The following is a 20,852-nucleotide window of genomic DNA, read 5'->3' as shown; positions in this document are numbered from 1 at the left end:
GACAGTTTGTTGCAGTTGAATATTGACCAGATAATAATAGCATAAGCGTATGGATAAGTTCTTAAGACTGAAAATAAAAACGAAACTGACCTTCGGGATCGGCCTTTTGTTTACGATGATCGTTCTGCTGGGCGGGCTGGCTGTGCAGAATATTACGGATATGTCTTCCGACACGCAGAATATCTTGGCGGATAATTATAATTCGCTTCTTTATTCTCGCCGGATGTTGGATGCCCTCGAACGGATCAAGAACGATCCGCAGGCACGTGCGGAGTTTGAAAAGAACCTGGATTTGCAGCAAAAGAATATCACGGAGATCGACGAGAATGTGGCGACGGCGCATCTGGTCGCACAATATGAGGCGATGCACCGGGACCTGAACGATACGACTATACAGCGTGTCAGGATGGCACTTAACGATATCATGAGTCTGAATATGGCGACGATCTACCGGAAAAGCAAGGTAGCCGAGCGTACGGCGGACCAAGCATTGTTATGGATTTGCATTATCGCGGTGGCTTGTGTCCTGATTGCTTTTGCTTTCCTGATCCGCTTGCCCCGTTCCATTACGTCGCCGATCCGTAAACTGACCGACGGGATCTTGGAGATTGCTAACCACAATTACGAAAAGAGACTCGACTTGGGCGATAACCAGGAGTTTGCCGAAGTTGCCTCCTCGTTCAACCGGATGGCGGAACGCTTGACGGAATACAGGAAGAGCACGTTGGCTGACATTATCCAGGCCAAAAAATATATTGAAGCGATTGTCAACAGCATCACTGAACCGATAATCGGGCTCGATCGGGACCGTTCCATTCTTTTTGCTAATGATGAGGCGCTCACCATCCTGAATCTGAAACGTGAGAATGTGATGGGAAAGTCTGCTACCGAACTGGCGTTGAAAAACGACTTGCTGCGCCGGCTGGTACGCGAACTGATACAGCACGACAAGAAAAAGGAGCCCTTAAAGATCTATGCAGATGATAAGGAAAGCTATTTTCAGGCCAAATATATCCCGATCCATGTGATGGATGGCGATGGACGTGAGACAGAGTATGTGGGCGATGTGATCCTCCTGAAAAATATTACCGAGTTCAAAGAGTTAGACTCTGCCAAGACGACTTTTATCTCTACTATTTCCCATGAATTGAAAACCCCGATCTCTGCTATTCTTATGAGTCTCAAATTGCTGGAGGATAAACGTATAGGAGATATGAACGATGAGCAGATCGCGCTTGCCGGAAGTATTCGAGAAAGCAGCGACCGCCTGCTCGAAATTACCGGTGAATTGTTGAAAATGACACAAGTGGAGGCAGGCAAGTTGCAACTGAATCCGAAGATCACGAAGCCGATTGAACTGATCGATTATGCGATCAAGGCGAACCGTGTGCAGGCGGAGCGCTTCAATTGCCATATCGAAGTGGAGTATCCTGAAAAAATATCCAAGCTCTTTGTAGACAGTGAGAAGATCGCCTGGGTACTCACGAACCTCCTTTCCAACGCCATCCACTACACGCCGGAGAATGGCCGTATCGTTATCGGTGCGCATCAGGTGGACAAGAAAGTGGAAATATTCGTGCAGGACTTTGGGAAAGGAATTGACCCGCGTTACCATCAGAGTATCTTTGACCGTTATTTCCGCGTTCCCGGCACGAAAGTACAGGGAAGCGGCCTCGGTCTTGCCATCAGTAAAGACTTTGTCGAAGCCCATGGCGGCACGATTCGTGTGGACAGCGAAGTCGGCAAGGGAAGTACTTTTGTCATAACCTTTGATGTTTGATATCGCTTGGAAGTGACAAAAGATCTCTACATTAAAACAACTGGATCATCAACAGTCCCAACGCCACCGACACTCCGGTAGCGACCAGTCCCGGCATCATGAACGAATGGTTTAGGACATATTTGCCGATATGCGTCGTTCCGGTACGGTCGAAGTTGATGGCGGCGACCACGGTCGGATAGTTGGGAATGAAGAAGTAGCCATTGACTGCCGGGAAAAGGGCGATTAGCATATAAGGAGAGATTCCGAGGGCGATTCCTAACGGCAACATGGCACGGATGGTTGCTGCCTGGCTGAACAAAAGTATGGACATCACGAACAGGGCCAGACCGAAAAGCCATGGCATTTCTGTTACGATATGTTCGATCGAGCCTTTCAGTTCCGCCATGTTCCCACCGATAAAGGTATCACCCATCCAGGCGATACCGAAAATCGCGACGACCGCTTGCATACCGGCGGAGAAGACGGAACCTTGTACGGCTTTTATCCCGTCTGTCCGGGTGACGAGCAGGATAAGGGCGGCGGCCGAGAGCATCAGAATCTCGATGATATGCGCCATCTGCATTTGTCGGAGACTGCCATCGGGCAGGCTGAACCAAGGGCGCAGTTCTGTCATCGAGCCGAACAGGACGATACCGATTGTCGCTGCTATGAATATAATCACCGACAGGAGGGCTGCATGATGGTTTTCGACTCCTTTCGCCCTATATTTGTCACTTGTGAACTCCTCGTTTGCGACACGGCGCAGGTATTCGGGGTCTTCCGCCAGTTCCTTTCCGACATGTAGCGAGCAGAATGCTCCTGCCAGGACACCGATCAACGTGCAGGGAACGGAGATCATCAGAATGTCCATCAATGATATATTATGTCCCGACAACATACTGAGCAATGCTACGGTTGCCGCCGAGATCGGGCTGGCCGTAATTGCCTGCTGAGACGCGATCACAGCAATCCCCAACGGCCGTTCGGGACGTATCTTCGTTTCCGTTGCCACTTCCGCTATCACGGGAAGGACCGAATAAGCCACATGTCCCGTTCCCGCAATAAATGTGAAGATATAAGTAACCAACGGGCTTAGGAGCGTAATCTTGGAGGGATTCTTGCGCAGCAATTTTTCCGCCCATTTCACCATCAGGTCCAGTCCGCCGGCTGCCTGCATGCAACTGGCAGCGGCGATGACGGCAACGATCATCAGCATTACATCGATGGGAGGGGAAGTCGGTTCCAAGCCGAATACGAAAGTGAGGATGGCCAGTCCTAAGCCACCTAATACTCCTAAACCGATACCGCCGAGACGGGCTCCGATGATAATTGCAATTAAAACGAATAGTAATTGTAACAACATGTCTTGTAAAATGCAGATTTAGTTTGTAAAGGTTGCAAATTTAATTATTTTTGTTGCGCTAAGTACTACAAAAAACAATTAATACGAATGAAAAGAATCTATTTTGCAGCTTTGGTAGGCTTGTTTGGGTGCGTGTCGGCATTGTCGGCACAAGGACGGAGTGAGCTTCTGTTGGAAAAAAACTGGAAGTTCACCCGCGAAGACAACAATGAGTTTATAAAGCCAGCTTTCGATGACAGTAAGTGGCAGTCCGTGACTGTCCCCCATGATTGGGCGATCTACGGCCCTTTCAGTTCCCTGAACGACAAACAGGAGGTCGCTATCTCGCAGGACGGCCAGAAGGAAGCGATGGAGCATGCAGGACGTACCGGCGGGTTGCCGTTTGTCGGTGTGGGTTGGTATCGCACCGAGTTCGACGTTCCGCAGTTTCAGGCAGGCAAGCGGGCAACGATCCTGTTTGACGGGGCGATGAGCCATGCCAATGTCTATATCAATGGGCAAAAGGTCGGTTATTGGCCGTATGGTTACAACTCCTTCCACTTCGATATCACGAAATATCTGAAGCCGGGCGAGAAGAACACGTTGGCTGTACGTTTGGAAAACCTGCCGGAATCTTCCCGCTGGTATCCAGGTGCCGGACTTTACCGGAATGTTCACCTGATCATTACCGAAGACGCCTATATTCCGGTTTGGGGTACCTATATCACGACTCCTTCGGTAAATGAGAAGTTTGCTAAAGTGAACGTGCGCACCAAAGTGGTGCTTCCCGAAGGCGCCGATCCCGCCAAATATAGCGTGGAAACCAGCGTGTGGAATCCGAACAAGCAGAAGCTGACGGCTGTCCGCACTTCTCTTGCGCAGATGAAATATAACAACAATCAGGCAGAGCAGGAGTTTGTCATCCAAGCCCCGTCTTTATGGTCTCCTGAAATGCCTGCATTGTATTCTGCGGAAACCCGTCTGTATGAAGGCGACAAGCTGAAGGATATTTATACAACTCCTTTCGGTATCCGCTCGATTGAGATAATCCCGGACAAGGGTTTCTTCCTAAATGGTAAGCGTACTGTCTTTAAGGGCGTTTGCAATCACCACGATCTCGGTCCGTTGGGGGCGGCCGTCAACGATGCTGCTATCCGTCGCCAGATACGGATCCTGAAAGACATGGGGTGTAATGCGATCCGTACTTCCCACAATATGCCTGCTCCTGAATTGATAAGGGCTTGTGACGAAATGGGTATGATGATCATGGCGGAGAGTTTTGACGAATGGAATGTGGCTAAATGCAAGAACGGTTACAATCTGCTCTTCGATGAATGGGCGGAGAAAGACCTTGTGAACCTGCTTCATAATTTCCGCAACAACCCGAGCGTTGTCATGTGGTGTATCGGTAACGAAGTGCCCAACCAGTGGAACGAAGGGGATTGCAAGATTGCCAAATGGTTGCAGGATATCTGCCATCGTGAAGATCCGACACGTCCGGTAACTCAGGGAATGGATGCTCCTGATGCCGTGGTCAACAATAATTTTGCAGCCGTGATGGATGTGGCCGGTTTCAACTATCGTCCTTTCAAGTACAAGATAAACTATAAGAAGTTGCCGCAGCGGATCGTTTTAGGCAGCGAAACAGCCTCGACAGTAAGTTCCCGCGGCGTTTATAAATTCCCGGTCGAACGCAAGGCGATGGCGAAATACGATGACCACCAAGCTTCCTCTTACGACGTGGAACATTGTGGCTGGTCCAATCTTCCGGAAGACGACTTTATCCAGCATGAAGATTTACCGTATTGTATCGGTGAGTTTGTGTGGACTGGCTTCGACTATTTGGGTGAACCGACTCCTTATTATACGGATTGGCCAAGTCATAGTTCCCTGTTCGGCATCATTGACCTTGCGGGTATTCCGAAGGATCGTTTCTATCTGTATCGTAGCCATTGGAACAAAACGGCACGTACGTTGCATATCCTGCCTCATTGGACCTGGCCGGGACGTGAAGGGGAGGTGACGCCTGTATTTGTGTACACGAATTACCCTTCTGCCGAGCTGTTTATCAACGGTAAGAGTCAAGGAAAACGTACGAAAGATCTGAGTGTTGAATTGGACAGCAGCTATACGGAGGCCGCCCAAAAGAGCTTCGAGCGCCAGAAACGTTACCGCCTGATGTGGATGGATACGAAATACGAGCCGGGAACCTTGAAAGTGGTTGCTTATGACAAGGATGGCAATGCTGTTGCCGAAGAGGAAGTTCATACAGCCGGCAAGCCTCATCATATCGAACTGACTGCTGACCGCGACCGCCTGAAAGCCGATGGCAAGGATCTCTCTTTTATCAATGTCCGTGTTGTCGACAAGAACGGTAACCTTTGTCCCGACGCCACCCACAAGGTGAAGTTCAACGTCCGCGGTTCCGGTTCTTATCGTGCGGCCGCTAACGGTGATCCTTCGTCACTCGAATCTTTCCAAGCTCCGCAGATGTCCCTTTTCAAAGGACAGCTGACGGCAGTCGTACAGACAGAAGAAACACCGGGTGTCATTGTCTTCGAAGCCTCTGCTTCGGGTGTGAAAAGTGCAAAAATAGAACTGATCAGCGAATAAGTCGAATTTCGTGATCATCCCGATAAAAGCGAATAGGCATCGGATTGGAAACGGGCAGGTATCCGTTATGAATCCGATGCCTATCTGTTTTTTATTTGTTGGTAACGATATTTCCAAACACATCGAACTCGACCGTTACGGCCTGCCCGTTGTGGATGACATTGAATTTGTGGAATGCACCGTTGGCATCGGTAAACATGTAAATGGATTCCACTTGGTCATTTCCGTATTCGGAAGCCTTGAATGCATCCATGATAACTGTCGGGACTTCCTGCTCTGAAACTTTCCAGGTCGTACTTTTCCATGTATATATCTGGGTTAATTCGACAATCTTTAAAGTCTTCCCGTCGAGGATTGCCAACTGTACACCGAAAGTCGTGTTTTCTATATCCAGCAACTCAGCTCCCTGGAAGGTCAGTTCCATCAGGTCGGCCACTTTTTCGGGGACGGAGATAGGTCGGTCAACATCATCTTTAGCATTATCGACCGCTTTGATCAGGTCGCCGTATAAAGTGTAATACAAGTCAGTCTCCTGTTCTGCCTTTTCTACTTCTACTTTATATACGGTTCCCATTCCGGCTCTGCCGATGGTATCGGCTTCCTCGATCTTCCAACCGGCATATTTGCCTTGTTTGATATCGTTCGAGATAGCCGTAGGCAACTGGTTAAGCGGCAAGTCCGTCTTAATCATGGCCCATACTCCGAGATGGTCGAACCAGGCGGTGTTATCGAGCGAGTTGTTTTCAAAGTCAATTACATAATAATCGTCATTGACTGTCCATTCTGTGTCGCGGGCATCCGGATATTTGGCATTGAAAGCGTCCAGGATGGTTTTAGGAGGTTCGATGCCGCCCGGTATGTTTTCGTCGTCTTTGCTACAGCCGGCAAAGAGCAGGGCGAACCCCACGAAGATCGTAAAGACTGAAATTTTAGTGTTCATAATTTATCGTTTTAATTTGTTACGAATAAACAACAACCGGGATGGAAAAGTTTTCTCAAAACCGAACACACTGTCCGATATTGAACACTTGTTTTGAAGTGTATTTCCATATAATCAATGATTTATGTTTTTGGCACGGAGTTTGCCCTGTGAAAGCCGTCAAGGTAGAAATGCCGGGAAAAGAAGAATTAAAGCAATATTAAATATGGACAGAGAGATTTCAAAAGAAGTACAGAGAAAGGAGCAACGTAAACAGTTTATCAGGATAGGGACAGCTGTCGGCGGTTTTATCGTCCTGATCGTAGTCGTGATCTCCATGCTTCAGACCAGCCTTAAACGGAAAGACCTCAATATTTCGACAGTCGATAAGGGAGTGATAGAAGTTTCGGTCAGTGCGTCTGGCAAAGTGATCCCCGCGTTTGAGGAAATCATCAATTCACCGATCAACTCTCGTATTGTGGAGGTGTATAAGCGAGGCGGGGATTCGGTCGATGTCGGCACGCCTATCCTGAAACTGGATTTGCAGAGCGCCGAGACGGAGTATAACAAGCAGTTGGACGAGGAACAGATGAAGAGCCTGCAACTGGAACAGCAACGCGTGACGAACCACAACAAACTTTCGGAAATGGAAATGAACCTGAAAGTCTCCCGCATGGAGCTGGATCGTAAAGCGGTCGAACTCCGTAACGAACGCTATTTAGACAGCTTGGGAGCCGGTACGACCGATAAAGTCCGCCAGGTGGAACTTGATTATAATGTGAGTATCCTCAAACTGAAGGAAGACGAGCAGAAATATAAGAACGAACAGGCGCTGGCCGAAGCGGATCTGAAAGTAAAAGAGCTGGAACTGAATATCTTCCGTAAAAGCCTTGCCGAAACTCGGCGTACGTTGGAAGATGCCCAAATCCGTTCACCTCGTAAGGCGATCCTGACCTATGTGAACAACGAGATCGGCTCGCAGATAGGCCAGGGAGCGAAGGTGGCAATCGTTTCCGACTTGTCTCATTTCAAGATCGAAGGTGAGATTGCCGATACCTACGGAGACCGTATTGCTGCCGGCAGTAAGGCGGTTATCAAGATCGGCAGTGAAAAACTGGACGGGACGGTCAGCGATGTTACTCCTTTGTCGAAGAACGGCGTGATCTCTTTCACGGTCCAATTGGAGGAAGACAATCATAAGCGTCTTCGTTCCGGTTTGAAGACCGATGTCTATGTGATGAATGCTGTGAAAGACGATGTGCTCCGCATTGCCAACTCTTCTTATTATGTGGGAAAAGGAGAATACGAACTCTTTGTCGTAAACGGAAACCAGTTGTTGAAACGCAAAGTGCAGTTGGGAGACAGTAATTTCGAATATGTAGAAGTGGTTAGTGGCCTGCAGGAAGGTGACCAGGTCATTGTCTCGGACATGAACGCTTATAAAGACAAGAACAAATTGAAAATAGAAGATTAACGTGTAATAGTAAGTTTTATGATCAAGCAATATATCAAGCAATCCATTCAGATGCTGAAGGAGAATCGTCTTGTCAGTGTCATTTCCATAGCGGGTACAGCCATCTCCATTGCTATGATTATGGTGGTAGTCCTGGTGTTCCAGATACAGTTCGCCAATTTTTATCCGGAGAACAACCGCGACCGGATGATGTATGTGGATAGTGGGACGGAAGTGAAGACCAGTAATGGATGGAACCGGGGAAACATGTCTCCTGAAGCAGTGAAGGAATGTTTCTATTCATTGGAGATACCGGAAGCGGTTTCTGGTTATGCCATGCAGTTGAAGCCTTTATCCATACCAGGGAAACGGATGTATAAAGGATATCAGATCAAATATACGGACACCGGTTTCTGGAAAGTCTTTTCTTTCCGTTTTCTGACCGGTAAACCATTTACGCAAGCGGATTTTGATTCGGGGATTACACAAGCAGTCGTGTCCGAGAGTGTGGCCCGGAAATTATACGGAACGACAGACGTTGTAGGAAAAACTGTGATAATCGATTTGACAACCTATACGGTTTGCGGTGTGGTGAAAGACGTCAGCCGTGCCGCCGATACGGCTTTCGGTGACGTGTGGGTCCCCTATACGACCGACCGTATCCTGATGACGAATACCAGTTCCGAAAATATGGCCGGCTGGTTTTCTATCTGCCTGTTGGCAAAGGACAGCCGTGATTTCGAAGCGATCCGGCATGAATTGTTGAAGCAGATAGAACGTTATAACGGGATGAAGCAGGATGCGAAGATTAATTTCTTCGAGAATCCTATTACACGTTTTGACATAGCGATCGGTTCGATCGGGCAACGTAAGGTGGATGTGAAAGATTATCTTTTGGAAACCGGTAGCCTTTTGTTGTTTCTGCTGCTTGTGCCTGCTTTGAACCTGTTGGGTGTAACACAGTCTGCCGTGCAAAAACGACGTGCGGAGATGGGAGTGCGTAAAGCATTTGGAGCGACTTACGGCGTGTTGGTTCGCCAGATATTGTACGAGAACAGTGTGATTACGTTGATCGGCGGTCTGGTTGGTCTGCTCCTTTCCCTGTTGCTTTTGCCTGTTTGCAAAGATTTTTTGCTACAAAGCCGTGATACGGCTTTAAGCGGGGATATGATTTTCCAGCCGGCTGTGTTTTTATTGGCTTTGTTTTTCAGCTTACTGCTGAATCTGCTTTCGGCAGGCATACCGGCGATGCGCATTGCCCGTCAGAAAATTGTCATATCCCTGAAAGACGGAGAATAGTTTAACTTATAAATTAAGAAGACGATGATCAAGCACATATTGAAAATAATCTGGCATCAACGGCGGAATAACGGTTGGATATTTGTGGAACTATTATTGGTTTTTGCCGTGTTATGTATTATGATGGATTCTTTGTTAGTGAATCTGTATACCTATTACAAGCCGTTGGGCTTCGATATAACGAATGTTTATAAGGTGAATATCGGCAAGATGAGCCCTGAAATACCGGGATATGTCCCGGATTCGTTGCTTACGACTACCGATGGAGAAGATCTGGTCCGTTTGGTTGACAACATCCGTCGGGCTCCGCAGGTGGATGAAATATGTTTGGCGATGAATTCTTGTCCGTATACCTGGTCGAACAGTTGGTCCCAGTTGGTACGGGCGGATGCTGATACAAGCGTAAAGGCCAATTATTACCAGATGTTTAATGTGACTGTTTCTTATTTCGATGTCTTGCGGATTAGTGACAGGGAGGGCCGTCCGATACGTCCGATCGTGGAGGAAAGTACAGGCGATATTGTCATATCGGGGGATATGGAGACTGATTTCTTCCAAGGGCGGTCCGGCAAAGGTAAGCAGGTGAAATGGGGTTCCAAGAGTACGACTTCCGAAACGGTTGCTGCCGTTACCTCTCCCATCCGTCAGAACGAATATGTGAAAAGCAAACCTTGCTTCTATTATTTGATGAGGACCGACGAAGATATTGCCAAATCAGCTTCCGATGCAAAGCCTCAAAATATGGACTGTCTGGTCCGCATGAGAAACGGGTTTCGTATGGAAGATATGGATAGTTTCCTGGAGAAAATGGGTGAACGGCTGTCAGTGAATAACCTGTATGTATCGAGTGTCATCCCGTTGGAGGAACAACGTCCGGTTATACTGAAAAGCAGTATAGACAATCTGAAGAAGAAAATAGCTCTTGTCGGTTTTATGCTGGTGAATGTCTTTTTCGGTATTGTCGGCACATTTTGGCTCCGTACGCAGTATCGCCGCGGTGAAATGGGACTTCGTTCGGCTCTTGGTGCTTCCCGTGGCACATTGAAATGTTTTTTGAACGTGGAAGGTCTTTTCTTGCTGATCTTTACGATTCCGGTGGTTTTGGTGTTTATATTCAATATGCTCTATTTCGATTTGCCGGACACAGACCGATTGGCTTACACCTGGTGGCGTTTTCTTGTCACTTTCGGAAGCAGTTGTCTGTTGCTGGCCGGTATGATCTGGCTCGGTATCTGGTTCCCGGCACGCAGGATTGCAAAGATGAATCCGGCGGAGGCTTTGCATTATGAATGAAAAGATTTATGGGATGTTCATCATTGGCCATAAGCAAGAAATCATAAATTATAAATCGTAAATATCTTTTCTCATGTTCAGACAGTATTTTAAACAAGCTATCCAGATATTGAAGGAGAATCGCCTTACCAGTGTGATCTCGATTCTTGGAACGGCACTTTCGATTGCGATGATACTGGTGGTGATTCTCCAGTTCCAAATCAAGCTGGTCGGTTTTCGACCGGAGTCGAACCGGGACAGGATGCTTTATATCATGGGGATACGGGCAGATTCACGGGATAGTGAAACCCGGAATTCGACCGCCATGTCCGATGGTGTCGTGAAGGAATGTCTTTATCCGCTTCAAACCCCCGAAGCGGTGACGGCGATAGCGAGTGGCAAGGTGATCGTCTCGCTGTCGGACCGCCAGCTGTTCGAGGAGTATGTGATAAAGTATACCGATCCCGGTTTCTGGAAGGTCTTTGATTTCCGCTTCATTTCCGGCAAACCGTTTACGGAGGCGGATTTCATTTCCGGCTTGCCTCGTGTGGTCATTACGAATACGTTGGCCCGCAAGCTTTTCGGATCGGAAGACCCGATCGGAAAAGAGGTGTTGATGGGCTATGTGCCGTATGCCGTTACGGGAGTGGTGGAAGCTCCGACGCGGGCAGCCAACAGTGCTTATGCGGATGTTTGGGTTCCCTATACCAGCAATACGAATTATGTGAACGGTAGGTCGTGCGGTGGTGTCTGCGGTAGTTTCCAAGGGGTTATCCTAGCTTATTCGGCAAGTGATTTCGAGGCGATCCGTGCGGAAATCAAACAAGCGGTCAGCCGTTATAATGCTGCCGGCCGTGAGTTTGTCTTAGGAATGAACTTCGTGTTTTCCCGCTTGGACGTAGCGTTGGGATCGAATGATATGGACGGAGGTATCCGGAGGGGATGGAAAGAATATCTGACGCAAACGGCTCCTTTGTTGTTGTTCCTGTTGTTGGTGCCGACATTGAACCTGACAGGTGTCGTCCAATCGTCCGTTCAAAAACGCCGCTCCGAGGTGGGGCTTCGTAAAGCGTTCGGGGCAACGAAAGGACGTCTGTTGATGCAGGTCTTATGCGAGAATCTGATTATCACTCTGATCGGGGGCTTGATCGGAATCGTCCTGTCTGTTATCTTGCTCCAACTCGGCAAGTCGTTCCTTTTGACAAAGGATACAGTGGTTACTTTCGAGATGCTTTTCAAGCCTGTCCTGTTTGCCGCCGCCCTTTTCTTCACTCTACTGTTGAATCTGCTGAGTGCCGGCCTTCCGGCAATCCGGATCTCCCGTGAACAAATTGTGGAAGCATTGAACAATAAATAAATCCAATACAATGATCAGACATATTTTAAAGATAATGTGGAACCAGCGCCGCAGCAACGGCTGGATATTTGCAGAGTTGGCGGTGGTGGCTGCAGTGCTCTGGATGATGATAGATACGTTCTGGGTGGATTACCGGACATATCATGCTCCTTTAGGCTTCGATATCGGAAACGTATGGCGTTTTAAGTTAAGCGATTTGGATGCAAAGGCGCCGGGCTACGTGCCTGATTCTCTCTATCATTCGTCCGATCCGGAAGATTTGACGCGGTTGATGACTCAGATCCGTCAGAACCCGGAAGTGGAGGATGTTTGTGTCACTTTCTATTCTTGTCCCTATTCGAACGGCAATTCCTGGAGGGAAGTCAAGCCGGTGGATGGCGACACGATCTATGCGGCCCATATGGAGTCGTTCCAAATGCGCAATGTCACACCGGAATATTTCCGCCTTTTCCGTATCCGGACGGTCGACGGAGAACCGGTCTACGACAAGGTTGCCGGACGGCATAACGTGATTGTGATCACACCGGAAATGGCGGAAGGTTTCTATCACGGTGCCCCGAATATTGTCGGTCGTCGCGTGTATCATGGCGGTCATGATCTGTCATCCGAGATCGCTGCGGTTTCCACTTCCATCCGCACGAACGAATACGAACGTCCGGAAGCCTCTTATTTCCAGTGCTTGGAAGGTGAAACTTACAATTCAACTGTCAGTAGCTTCGGTGCCAGCAGCGCAGAGTTCTGTGTTCGGATGAAACGTCCTTATACGCAGAACGAGATGAACCTGTTCCTGGACGGAATGGGAGAGAGGCTGAAGGTCAACAATCTTTATGTCTACGGCATTACCCCGATCTCCTCTTTCCGTGAACAGCAATTGAGTCAGAAAGAACGGGAGGCGAATAACAAAATCTCCTTGATGGTCTTTATGTTGGTAAATGTCTTCTTTGGCATCATCGGCACTTTCTGGCTTCGTATGCAGAACCGCAAAGGAGAGATCGGGCTCCGGATGGCTTTGGGGGCTCACCGTATCACGTTGGAACGCTATATGTATACCGAGGGACTTTGTTTGCTTGCCTTTACATTGCCCTTGTTGATCATCTTTGCCTTTAATATGGTTTATATGGACCAGCTCGATTCTTACCGCCAACCGCTTACATTTATGCGTTTTCTCATGACTTTCGGTTTTACCTATCTTCTGATGGGTGTCATGATCTGTATAGGTGTTTGGTTCCCAGTGCGCAAGGCGGTACGATTGGCTCCGGCGGAGGCGTTACGTTACGAGTGATGCAAAAACGGACAATGTGTTCAATATTGGACACATTGTGTTTTGTCTGATAATTGATTAATAGATATTTACTTCTTTGGTACGCAATTTGCCGATTGGAAGCACATACAAAGAATATAATAACAACGGGCAGCTTCAACCCTGTCTACAACAAACAATAACGATTATGATAACACTTACAAATCTTGAGAAGATCTACCGGACGAAAGAAATCGAGACGGTTGCCCTGGAGAACGTGAACCTGACGGTCAATAAGGGAGAATTCCTGAGTATCATGGGGCCTTCCGGTTGTGGTAAATCTACGTTGCTGAACATCATCGGGCTACTGGACGCTCCGACTTCCGGCACGGTCGAGATTGCCGGAATCAATACGATCAATATGAATGACAAGCAACTGGCTGAGTTCCGTAACCAGAAGTTAGGTTTCGTCTTCCAGTCTTTCCATCTGATCAATTCGCTGAACGTACTCGATAATGTCGAACTGCCCCTTCTTTACCGTAAGGTCAGCGCCAAGGAACGCCGTGAAGCCGCCGTCGCCGTGCTCGAAAAGGTCGGTCTCTCGCACCGCATGCGCCACTTCCCGACGCAGCTCTCCGGCGGCCAGTGCCAGCGTGTCGCCATCGCCCGTGCCATCGTCGGCAATCCCGACATCATCCTTGCCGACGAACCGACCGGTAACCTGGACTCCAAGATGGGAGCTGAAGTCATGGAACTGCTCCACAAATTGAACAAGGAAGACGGACGCACCATCGTCATGGTCACCCATAACGAAGAGCAGGCGCGCCAGACCTCACGCACCGTGCGCTTCTTCGATGGGCGGCAGGTGATGTAAAGAGCGCAAAGCGTTGCGCAGCTCTCTGAACACAGATATCTTGCAGGCTCGATGGTTACCTGCATCCGACATGCCTCATTGCTATGAGGTGATAAACCTCAAACCTGTGAGGTGTGTAGCCTCAAACCTATGAGGTAATAAGCCTCATAACTATGAGGCATACTCAATGCAGGTAACCATCGAGGTGTCACACAACGGTAAAGGTGAGATAGCCGTAACGTTCCTTCTTATATAAATGATAAGTAGGAGTGTACTGGCTACCAATGATCGCTTCCCATTCACCGGGCGTAAAGTCGATGTCGGTGGGGAAGCAAAGGCGGTTCACCGAGTTGACGGACATCTTGCTGGAGGGATAGAAATATTCTTCATCGGTAGCGACGCACCGGAGCCTGACGCCGACGCCGGGCAGGCCGCCCATCAGCGTCAGGCGGCTGCCGTAGATCGAGATGAACGGATGGCGTCCGGCAGGAAGCTGGTTGTAAGGTTCGGTGCTGTCAGCAGTGCGAGGTTCGATCTTGAGGCTGACATAGGCCGGACGCGGAGCATTGGCGAACGTTTCCTGTGTGATGTTTTCGACCGGGATGCGTGCCGTGCGCTGCTTCAGTTGAGGCGAAGGACGGAGACAAGGCGTGAGGGTATGTTTCTTGCGGTTGAACTTCTCGCCCAGGCTTTCGAAGCTACCGCTTGCAGTGATCTCCGTACGGCCGAAACCGAAGTCGACGTTAAAGCCTTCTTCGATGGCCTCATAGATTTCGTTTTTGATTATATTGAAAGCCGTGACAAGGGTTTCTTTACCGTATACGTTTCTTTTCTTAACAATACGTTCGGCGATCGTTTCAATGCCGATCGTACTGCGGAAGATGACACTGGCTTTATAGCCTTTGTAGCCAGGCAGATTACTTTTGCTGACGCGGATATACGACTTGGGAGGCTTGATGCCTAATGCTGATTCAGGTAATTCTTTATCCATAATCGTTTGGATTTCAAAAGCTCAAGGCTTAATATGGCTCACTGTTTGTATGAAAAAGCCCGGCTTTATGATCTCTGTGAAGCCGGGCTTAATTTTCTAAAATGTCATGGAAGCATATATGCCGAAGTGTTTATCACTCGCAACAGGGCTGATAGACAGGTTATGCTTCGTGGCAAACGGACGGGTAAAAATGTAAGCGCTTCCGGCTCCGAGAGCGGCTCCCGCCACAACGTCCCACCAGTCGTGCTTTTTGGCATACGTCCGGCTCCATCCGACATACGAGGCAATCGCATAGGCCGGAATTCCCCATTTCCAGCCATAGCGCCGTTGGATGAATGCAGCTCCCGTAAATGAAACTGAGGTGTGCATGGAAGGAAACGAATGTTTGTCGCTACCGTCCGGTCGCTCTTTCTTGATCAGATATTTCAGGGCGTATGTCATACCTATAGTAGAAACTCCTGCCAAAGCGCCTTGCTTCAATCCTTTCCAATCCTGCAACACCAATACGGTGGTCAAACTCGCTACAGGCGTTACAAACGCCAACACGTCACCTGACGTACGGACAGCCTTGCGGCTTCCGCTTATCTCAACCTCCTGCGCCTTTCCCGATAAACAAACGAATAATATGAAAATCAGGGTAAGAATTCGTTTCATTTATAGATATGTCTTATTTGCGTTTATTTGCTTTTTTCAAGAATAAGGCGGCTGATACGTGCCTGTACTTGCATTAGTGTTACAACGTCGATATTTTCAAAGTCAATGTCAATGAGTTTGATTTTGTCTTTTTTAGACATTCTGTGTGGAGAATGTCCCATTTCCTTTACTAAATCATCAATCATTTCTTTAATTTTTTCCGCTCTTTTCGGATAATTTACTGTGCGTGCCATAATCTCCTGTTTTAATGTTTAATTAATAATGGCACAAATATAGGAAAAGAGAATTGTAAAACAATGAAATAAAGGACTATTCTTTTAAATAGTCATTCAGAATCCCAGTTTAGGGAAAAAAATAATCGATCCGACTATGGCGGCTGCTATTGCCATAATTAAGACGGCTCCTGCCGCGAGGTCTTTCGTTTTTTTTATTATTTCGTTGTATTCGGGTGAGACTAAATCTGCCAATGATTCGATGGATGAATTGATTGCTTCTGCCGATAATACGGCTCCGATTACGATCACGACCGCTATCCATTCTGTCTGGGATAAACCGAAGAAAAAGCCGGCAATAACCACACAAATAGCCGCAAAACAATGTATCCACGCATTGTGCTCTTTTTGTATCAATAAACGGATGCCGTTAAAAGCATACCGGAAACTGGCTAGTCGTTTACGGAAAGTGAAGCCGCTGTTTTTCATATTATTTATTGTTTTGAGAGAACGAGACAAAGATACTAATAATACTTCAAAAACGGACACTATGTTCATTTTCGGACACTGTTGTTTGGAACATGTTGCAGATAATCAGTTATATATCTTTTTGGCATAGCTTTTGCCAACGGTAGATCAAAACATTTATTACGATGAAAAAGATCTATATAGCCATCATTTCTCTCCTGTTATCGGATGTCGGATTGCAGGCACAGGAACAAGATACTGTCAGGCTGACCCTCAAAGAAGCGATTAACTTGGCACAAATGCAATCGGTGGATGCTGCAGTTGCCTTGAACGAGCTGAAAACGGCTTATTGGGAATACCGTACACATGTTGCCGACCAGTTACCGGAGATAAACTTCAAAGGGACGCTTCCAGCTTATAGTAAACAGTATACCAAATACCAGCAGTCCGATGGTTCGTACACTTTTGTCCAAAATAATTCGCTCGGCTTGAACGGAGAGATTTCGATTGATCAGAATATAGCTTTGACAGGTGGTAAGATATCGTTGAACTCTTCTCTCGATTTCAACCGGCAGTTGGGGAAAGGGGCTTTCAACGAATATATGAGCGTGCCTATCGGGTTGACGCTTACGCAACCGATTTTCGGTGTGAACGATCAGAAATGGAAAAGGCGTATCGAGCCTGTACGCTATCAGGAAGCGAAAGCCGCTTATATCGAGAGTGTGGAAGGGGTGACGATCAACACGATCGGTTATTTTTTCAATTTGTTGCTGGCGAATGAGAACTTGCATATTGCCAGGCAGAACCTTGAAAATGCCGATAAATTGTACGAGATAGCTGTTGCCAAGCGTAAGATCGGTCATATCTCCGAGAGTGAACTGATGCAGCTGAAGTTGTCTGCCTTGCAGATGAAAGGGAAGTTGACTGAGGCGCAGTCCGGTCTCAATGCCAATATGTTTCAGCTCCGTGCTTTTTTGGGGTTGAGCGAACAGGAAGTGATCGAGCCGATCCTGCCGGAGTCCGCTCCTTCTCTACGGATGATTTATGAGGTTGTGTTACAGAAAGCACAGGAAAACAATTCGTTCGCCAAGAATATTCGTCGTCGTCAGCTGGAAGCCGATTACGAGGTCGCGGCTGCCAAAGGAAACCGCCGCAGTATCAACCTTTTTGCCACGATCGGTTATACCGGAAAAGACCATACGTTTGATGCTGCCTATCACCGGTTAAAGGGAAACCAGGTGGTGGAAGTCGGCATGACGATCCCGATTCTCGACTGGGGTAAGCGCCGGGGCAAAGTGAAGGTTGCCGAGTCTAACCGCGATGTGACATTGTCCAAGATTCGCCAGGAGGAAATCAGTTTCAATCAGGATATTTTCCTGTTGGTGGAAAACTTTAATAACCAGGCTGCCCAATTGGAGATCGCTCAGGAAGCTGATGTGATTGCCGAGAAGCGCTACAAGACTTCTATCGAGACATTCATGATCGGAAAGATCAATATTCTGGACCTGAACGATGCACAACAATCGAAGGATGAGGCTAAACAGAAGCATATCCAGGAATTGTACGACTATTGGAACTACTATTACAATATACGCAGCGTCACTCTTTATGATTTCATTAATGACCAGACTCTTGATGCGGAATTTGAGAAGATCGTGAGGCGATGATTGATTTAATTCTATAAATTTGCAAATCATAAATTTGAAATCATAAATCAATGATCTTGATAATAGACGATGATGCTGCCGTTCGTTCTTCGCTAACTTTCTTGTTGAAACGAGCCGGGTTCGAACCGGAAGCTGTTCCGGGGCCGGAAGAGGCGTTGGTTGTCGTACGCCAGACGACGTTGCAGCTTATCCTGATGGATATGAACTTTACACTGACTACGACCGGTGAAGAGGGTATACAACTACTGAAGCAGGTGAAGGTATTCCAGCCCGATGTCCCGGTTATTCTGATGACGGCATGGGGATCTATTTCGCTTGCCGTACAGGGAATGCAAGCAGGAGCTTTCGATTTTGTGACTAAACCTTGGAATAATCTCGTACTGCTGAAATCTATCCGTACGGCGATCGAACTAAGTGAACAGAAGAAGGAGCAGAAAATGCCATTGAACCGCCTGGATGCCGATAATAAATTTCATTTTGACAAGATCATAGGCCAGAGCGCTCCGTTGATGGATGTGCTGGGGACGGTTTCCCGGATTGCTCCGACCAACGCTTCAGTCCTGATAACCGGAGAGAGTGGAACGGGCAAAGAACTGATTGCCGAGGCGATTCATACGAACAGTTCACGTGCGAAGGAGCCGTTCGTAAAGGTCAACCTTGGCGGACTTTCGCAAAGCCTTTTCGAGAGTGAGATGTTCGGGCATAAGAAAGGAGCGTTTACCGATGCTTATATCGATCGTACCGGACGTTTCGAGATGGCAAATAAAGGGACGATCTTTCTCGATGAAATCGGCGATCTCGAACTGTCTTGTCAGGTGAAGTTGTTACGTGTTCTGCAAGACCAGACGTTCGAGGTTTTGGGCGATAGCCGTCCTCGCAAAGTCGATATCCGTGTGGTTAGCGCGACAAACCGTAACCTGCGTGAAATGGTGGTAGAGCGCATGTTTCGGGAAGATTTGTTTTATCGCATCAACTTGATAACCGTCCACCTACCTGCGCTTCGTGAGCGTAAAGACGATATTCCTCTGTTGGTACGCTATTTTGCCGACAAACAATCGGAGATAAACGGCTTGCCTACCGTCCGCTTTTCGTCGGAAGCCTTGACCTTCCTGCAAAAGCTGCCTTATCCTGGTAATATCCGTGAGTTGAAGAATTTGGTGGAACGGACGATATTGGTATCAGGCAAGGCTGTTTTGGAAGCCTCTGATTTCGAGAGCCAGTGCTTCCATACGATGCTGTCGGCAAAGGCTGAGGCTGCTTCTTCGCTTGAAGGCCTGACGTTGGACGAGTTGGAAAAGCAAACGATTCTCCAGGCACTGAAGACACATGCCGGTAATCTTTCACACGTTGCTACGGCGCTCGGCATCAGTCGGGCAGCCCTGTACCGTCGTCTAGAGAAATATGATATACCTGTAGACAAGTAAATCGTCCCGGCTGATGAGAATAAAAGGACTGTTTTGGATATTGACTGCATTGCTGTTGTCTGTATTGGCAATCATTACCTATCATGCTTTCTATACGGAATCGGTTTCCCTGTTCTTCTTGGTGGAAGGACTCGTACTTCTGACGGTTCTCTATTTGTCTGTGTTCTATCGCCGTATCATCAAGCCGCTTCATATCATTGGGAACGGTATGGAGCTGTTGAAGGAACAGGATTTCAGTTCCCGTCTGAGCCGTGTGGGACAGAAGGAGGCAGATCGTATTGTCGATATATTCAACAAGATGATGGAACAGTTGAAGAACGAACGACTGCATTTAAGGGAACAGAATCATTTTCTGGATCTGCTGATCAATGCTTCACCGATGGGAGTGATTATGTTGAATCTCGATAAGGAAGTCCTTTCGGTTAATCCGGCGGCTCGTAAGATGTTGGGGATCTCTTCCTTGCCGGATATTGTGGGTAAGCGTCTGTCGGAATTGGATTCACCTTTGGCGGCAGAGCTGGAGCCGATCCCCTTGTATGATTCGCAGACAGTTCGCCTGAACGATGCCAATATCTATAAATGTACGCATTCATCATTTGTGGACCGTGGCTTCCATCATTCGTTCTATCTGGTGGAAATGTTGACGCAGGAGGTCTTCAAGGCCGAAAAGAAAGCGTATGAAAAGGTGATCCGCATGATTGCCCATGAGGTGAATAACACGACTGCTGGCATTACTTCTACATTGGATACGCTTGAAGCGACCTTCAGCGGGATGCAGGATACGGAAGATATTTGTGAAGTTTTGAGCGTTTCGATAGAGCGTTGTTACAGTATGAGCCATTTTATCACGAATTTTGCAGATGTGGTCCGCATACCGGAGCCGCAAACCAAGACACAGCCGCTGAATGCAGTTGTCTTTTCTTGCAAACGTTTTATGGAAACGATCTGTCTGAACCGGAATATCCGGATCGTGATGGAGCTGGACTCCGTCTCGCCGATTGTCAATCTGGACAATTCACTCTTCGAACAGGTATTGGTCAACATCATCAAGAACGCCTCCGAGGCGATCGGCCACGATGGCGAGATTTATATCCGTACCTTCCGTAATCCGGTTTGCCTGGAGATTGCCGACACTGGTAAAGGCATTGATAAGGAAACGGAGGCCAAGTTGTTCAGCCCTTTCTTTTCCACCAAACGCGGTGGTCAGGGCATCGGCTTGATCTTTATCCGCGAAGTGCTTCAAAAGCACAACTGTTCTTTTTCTCTTAGGACGTATGCGGACGGATTGACGAGGTTTAGAATTTTGTTCGAGTAGTATCGGGCTTA

Annotated in this window: 17 protein-coding genes; 11 read left to right on the top strand and 6 right to left on the bottom strand. The window is 47.8% G+C overall.

All coding sequences use genetic code 11. From position 1 onward, the window contains the following. The first annotated feature begins 49 nt into the window (after positions 1 to 49). Positions 50 to 1,780 (top strand): sensor histidine kinase, encoded by a 1,731-nt coding sequence (locus NQ542_RS08575; RefSeq protein WP_005636297.1) that lies wholly within the window; start codon positions 50 to 52, stop codon positions 1,778 to 1,780. A gap of 31 nt (positions 1,781 to 1,811) precedes the next feature. Here NQ542_RS08575 and NQ542_RS08570 read toward each other — a convergent pair whose 3' ends face one another. Next, a complete protein-coding gene (locus NQ542_RS08570; RefSeq protein ID WP_005636299.1) occupies positions 1,812 to 3,125 on the bottom strand; it encodes an anaerobic C4-dicarboxylate transporter family protein in 1,314 nt (437 codons plus the stop codon). A gap of 87 nt (positions 3,126 to 3,212) precedes the next feature. Between NQ542_RS08570 and galB the strand changes: the two genes are divergently transcribed. Continuing rightward, positions 3,213 to 5,717 (top strand): beta-galactosidase GalB, encoded by a 2,505-nt coding sequence (galB, locus tag NQ542_RS08565; RefSeq protein WP_005636301.1) that lies wholly within the window; start codon positions 3,213 to 3,215, stop codon positions 5,715 to 5,717. Positions 5,718 to 5,808: 91 nt separating this feature from the next. Here galB and NQ542_RS08560 read toward each other — a convergent pair whose 3' ends face one another. Further along, a complete protein-coding gene (locus NQ542_RS08560; protein WP_005636303.1) occupies positions 5,809 to 6,657 on the bottom strand; it encodes a PepSY-like domain-containing protein in 849 nt (282 codons plus the stop codon). 205 nt (positions 6,658 to 6,862) lie between these two features. On the opposite strand from NQ542_RS08560, the gene NQ542_RS08555 reads away from it, so the two are divergent. The 6 genes from NQ542_RS08555 to NQ542_RS08530 all read left to right on the top strand — a co-directional run bounded on the left by NQ542_RS08555 (position 6,863) and on the right by NQ542_RS08530 (position 14,131). Then, on the top strand, positions 6,863 to 8,110 hold the full coding sequence (locus NQ542_RS08555) for an efflux RND transporter periplasmic adaptor subunit (RefSeq protein ID WP_005651030.1): 1,248 nt from the start codon (positions 6,863 to 6,865) through the stop codon (positions 8,108 to 8,110). A gap of 18 nt (positions 8,111 to 8,128) precedes the next feature. Beyond that, complete coding sequence (locus NQ542_RS08550) at positions 8,129 to 9,388, top strand: ABC transporter permease (RefSeq protein ID WP_005651031.1); 1,260 nt, start codon at positions 8,129 to 8,131, stop codon at positions 9,386 to 9,388. Positions 9,389 to 9,412: 24 nt separating this feature from the next. After that, positions 9,413 to 10,681 carry an ABC transporter permease gene (locus NQ542_RS08545; protein WP_005636310.1) on the top strand — a complete coding sequence of 423 codons (1,269 nt, stop codon included), beginning with the start codon at positions 9,413 to 9,415 and terminating at the stop codon, positions 10,679 to 10,681. A 73-nt stretch (positions 10,682 to 10,754) separates the two neighbouring features. Beyond that, complete coding sequence (locus tag NQ542_RS08540) at positions 10,755 to 12,017, top strand: ABC transporter permease (RefSeq protein WP_005636313.1); 1,263 nt, start codon at positions 10,755 to 10,757, stop codon at positions 12,015 to 12,017. A 10-nt stretch (positions 12,018 to 12,027) separates the two neighbouring features. Then, on the top strand, positions 12,028 to 13,299 hold the full coding sequence (locus tag NQ542_RS08535; protein ID WP_005636314.1) for an ABC transporter permease: 1,272 nt from the start codon (positions 12,028 to 12,030) through the stop codon (positions 13,297 to 13,299). A 166-nt stretch (positions 13,300 to 13,465) separates the two neighbouring features. Further along, positions 13,466 to 14,131, top strand: coding sequence for an ABC transporter ATP-binding protein (locus NQ542_RS08530; RefSeq protein WP_005636316.1), 666 nt, complete (start codon positions 13,466 to 13,468; stop codon positions 14,129 to 14,131). A 187-nt stretch (positions 14,132 to 14,318) separates the two neighbouring features. On the opposite strand, the gene NQ542_RS08525 is transcribed toward NQ542_RS08530, so the two are convergent. From NQ542_RS08525 to NQ542_RS08510, 4 genes are all read right to left on the bottom strand, one after another. Then, positions 14,319 to 15,101, bottom strand: coding sequence for a DNA-binding domain-containing protein (locus NQ542_RS08525; protein WP_005636317.1), 783 nt, complete (start codon positions 15,099 to 15,101; stop codon positions 14,319 to 14,321). A gap of 96 nt (positions 15,102 to 15,197) precedes the next feature. Beyond that, positions 15,198 to 15,755: a phosphatase PAP2 family protein gene (locus NQ542_RS08520; protein WP_005636323.1), complete on the bottom strand. Its 558-nt coding sequence runs from the start codon at positions 15,753 to 15,755 to the stop codon at positions 15,198 to 15,200. A 23-nt stretch (positions 15,756 to 15,778) separates the two neighbouring features. After that, complete coding sequence (locus NQ542_RS08515) at positions 15,779 to 15,988, bottom strand: hypothetical protein (RefSeq protein WP_005636325.1); 210 nt, start codon at positions 15,986 to 15,988, stop codon at positions 15,779 to 15,781. Between the two features lie 96 nt (positions 15,989 to 16,084). Beyond that, the gene (locus NQ542_RS08510; RefSeq protein WP_005636326.1) at positions 16,085 to 16,456 is read right to left on the bottom strand and encodes a diacylglycerol kinase family protein; all 372 of its coding nucleotides are present in this window, start codon (positions 16,454 to 16,456) and stop codon (positions 16,085 to 16,087) included. 164 nt (positions 16,457 to 16,620) lie between these two features. On the opposite strand from NQ542_RS08510, the gene NQ542_RS08505 reads away from it, so the two are divergent. From NQ542_RS08505 to NQ542_RS08495, 3 genes are read left to right on the top strand one after another with little or no spacing between them, the layout of a single operon-like run. Beyond that, positions 16,621 to 18,102 (top strand): TolC family protein, encoded by a 1,482-nt coding sequence (locus tag NQ542_RS08505; RefSeq protein ID WP_005636328.1) that lies wholly within the window; start codon positions 16,621 to 16,623, stop codon positions 18,100 to 18,102. Between the two features lie 50 nt (positions 18,103 to 18,152). Next, a complete protein-coding gene (locus NQ542_RS08500) occupies positions 18,153 to 19,526 on the top strand; it encodes a sigma-54-dependent transcriptional regulator (RefSeq protein WP_005636330.1) in 1,374 nt (457 codons plus the stop codon). A gap of 13 nt (positions 19,527 to 19,539) precedes the next feature. Continuing rightward, positions 19,540 to 20,841, top strand: a complete 1,302-nt coding sequence (locus NQ542_RS08495; protein ID WP_005636331.1) for a sensor histidine kinase — start codon at positions 19,540 to 19,542, stop codon at positions 20,839 to 20,841. Positions 20,842 to 20,852: the final 11 nt, after the last annotated feature.

Source organism: Parabacteroides merdae ATCC 43184, assembly GCF_025151215.1.
Taxonomy (GTDB): domain Bacteria; phylum Bacteroidota; class Bacteroidia; order Bacteroidales; family Tannerellaceae; genus Parabacteroides; species Parabacteroides merdae.
The sequence above is the reverse complement of the archived record's forward strand: the minus strand, read 5'-3'. Positions and strand labels throughout refer to the sequence as shown.

Excerpts from the sequence above, each read along its gene's own strand:
- NQ542_RS08530 (WP_005636316.1), top strand. The coding sequence starts at position 13,466 with ATGATAACACTTACAAATCTTGAGAAGATCTACCGGACGAAAGAAATC.
- NQ542_RS08520 (WP_005636323.1), bottom strand. The coding sequence starts at position 15,755 with ATGAAACGAATTCTTACCCTGATTTTCATATTATTCGTTTGTTTATCG.
- NQ542_RS08515 (WP_005636325.1), bottom strand. The coding sequence starts at position 15,988 with ATGGCACGCACAGTAAATTATCCGAAAAGAGCGGAAAAAATTAAAGAA.
- NQ542_RS08535 (WP_005636314.1), top strand. The coding sequence starts at position 12,028 with ATGATCAGACATATTTTAAAGATAATGTGGAACCAGCGCCGCAGCAAC.
- NQ542_RS08510 (WP_005636326.1), bottom strand. The coding sequence starts at position 16,456 with ATGAAAAACAGCGGCTTCACTTTCCGTAAACGACTAGCCAGTTTCCGG.
- NQ542_RS08550 (WP_005651031.1), top strand. The coding sequence starts at position 8,129 with ATGATCAAGCAATATATCAAGCAATCCATTCAGATGCTGAAGGAGAAT.
- galB (WP_005636301.1), top strand. The coding sequence starts at position 3,213 with ATGAAAAGAATCTATTTTGCAGCTTTGGTAGGCTTGTTTGGGTGCGTG.
- NQ542_RS08500 (WP_005636330.1), top strand. The coding sequence starts at position 18,153 with ATGATCTTGATAATAGACGATGATGCTGCCGTTCGTTCTTCGCTAACT.
- NQ542_RS08570 (WP_005636299.1), bottom strand. The coding sequence starts at position 3,125 with ATGTTGTTACAATTACTATTCGTTTTAATTGCAATTATCATCGGAGCC.
- NQ542_RS08555 (WP_005651030.1), top strand. The coding sequence starts at position 6,863 with ATGGACAGAGAGATTTCAAAAGAAGTACAGAGAAAGGAGCAACGTAAA.
- NQ542_RS08560 (WP_005636303.1), bottom strand. The coding sequence starts at position 6,657 with ATGAACACTAAAATTTCAGTCTTTACGATCTTCGTGGGGTTCGCCCTG.
- NQ542_RS08540 (WP_005636313.1), top strand. The coding sequence starts at position 10,755 with ATGTTCAGACAGTATTTTAAACAAGCTATCCAGATATTGAAGGAGAAT.
- NQ542_RS08525 (WP_005636317.1), bottom strand. The coding sequence starts at position 15,101 with ATGGATAAAGAATTACCTGAATCAGCATTAGGCATCAAGCCTCCCAAG.
- NQ542_RS08545 (WP_005636310.1), top strand. The coding sequence starts at position 9,413 with ATGATCAAGCACATATTGAAAATAATCTGGCATCAACGGCGGAATAAC.
- NQ542_RS08575 (WP_005636297.1), top strand. The coding sequence starts at position 50 with ATGGATAAGTTCTTAAGACTGAAAATAAAAACGAAACTGACCTTCGGG.
- NQ542_RS08495 (WP_005636331.1), top strand. The coding sequence starts at position 19,540 with ATGAGAATAAAAGGACTGTTTTGGATATTGACTGCATTGCTGTTGTCT.
- NQ542_RS08505 (WP_005636328.1), top strand. The coding sequence starts at position 16,621 with ATGAAAAAGATCTATATAGCCATCATTTCTCTCCTGTTATCGGATGTC.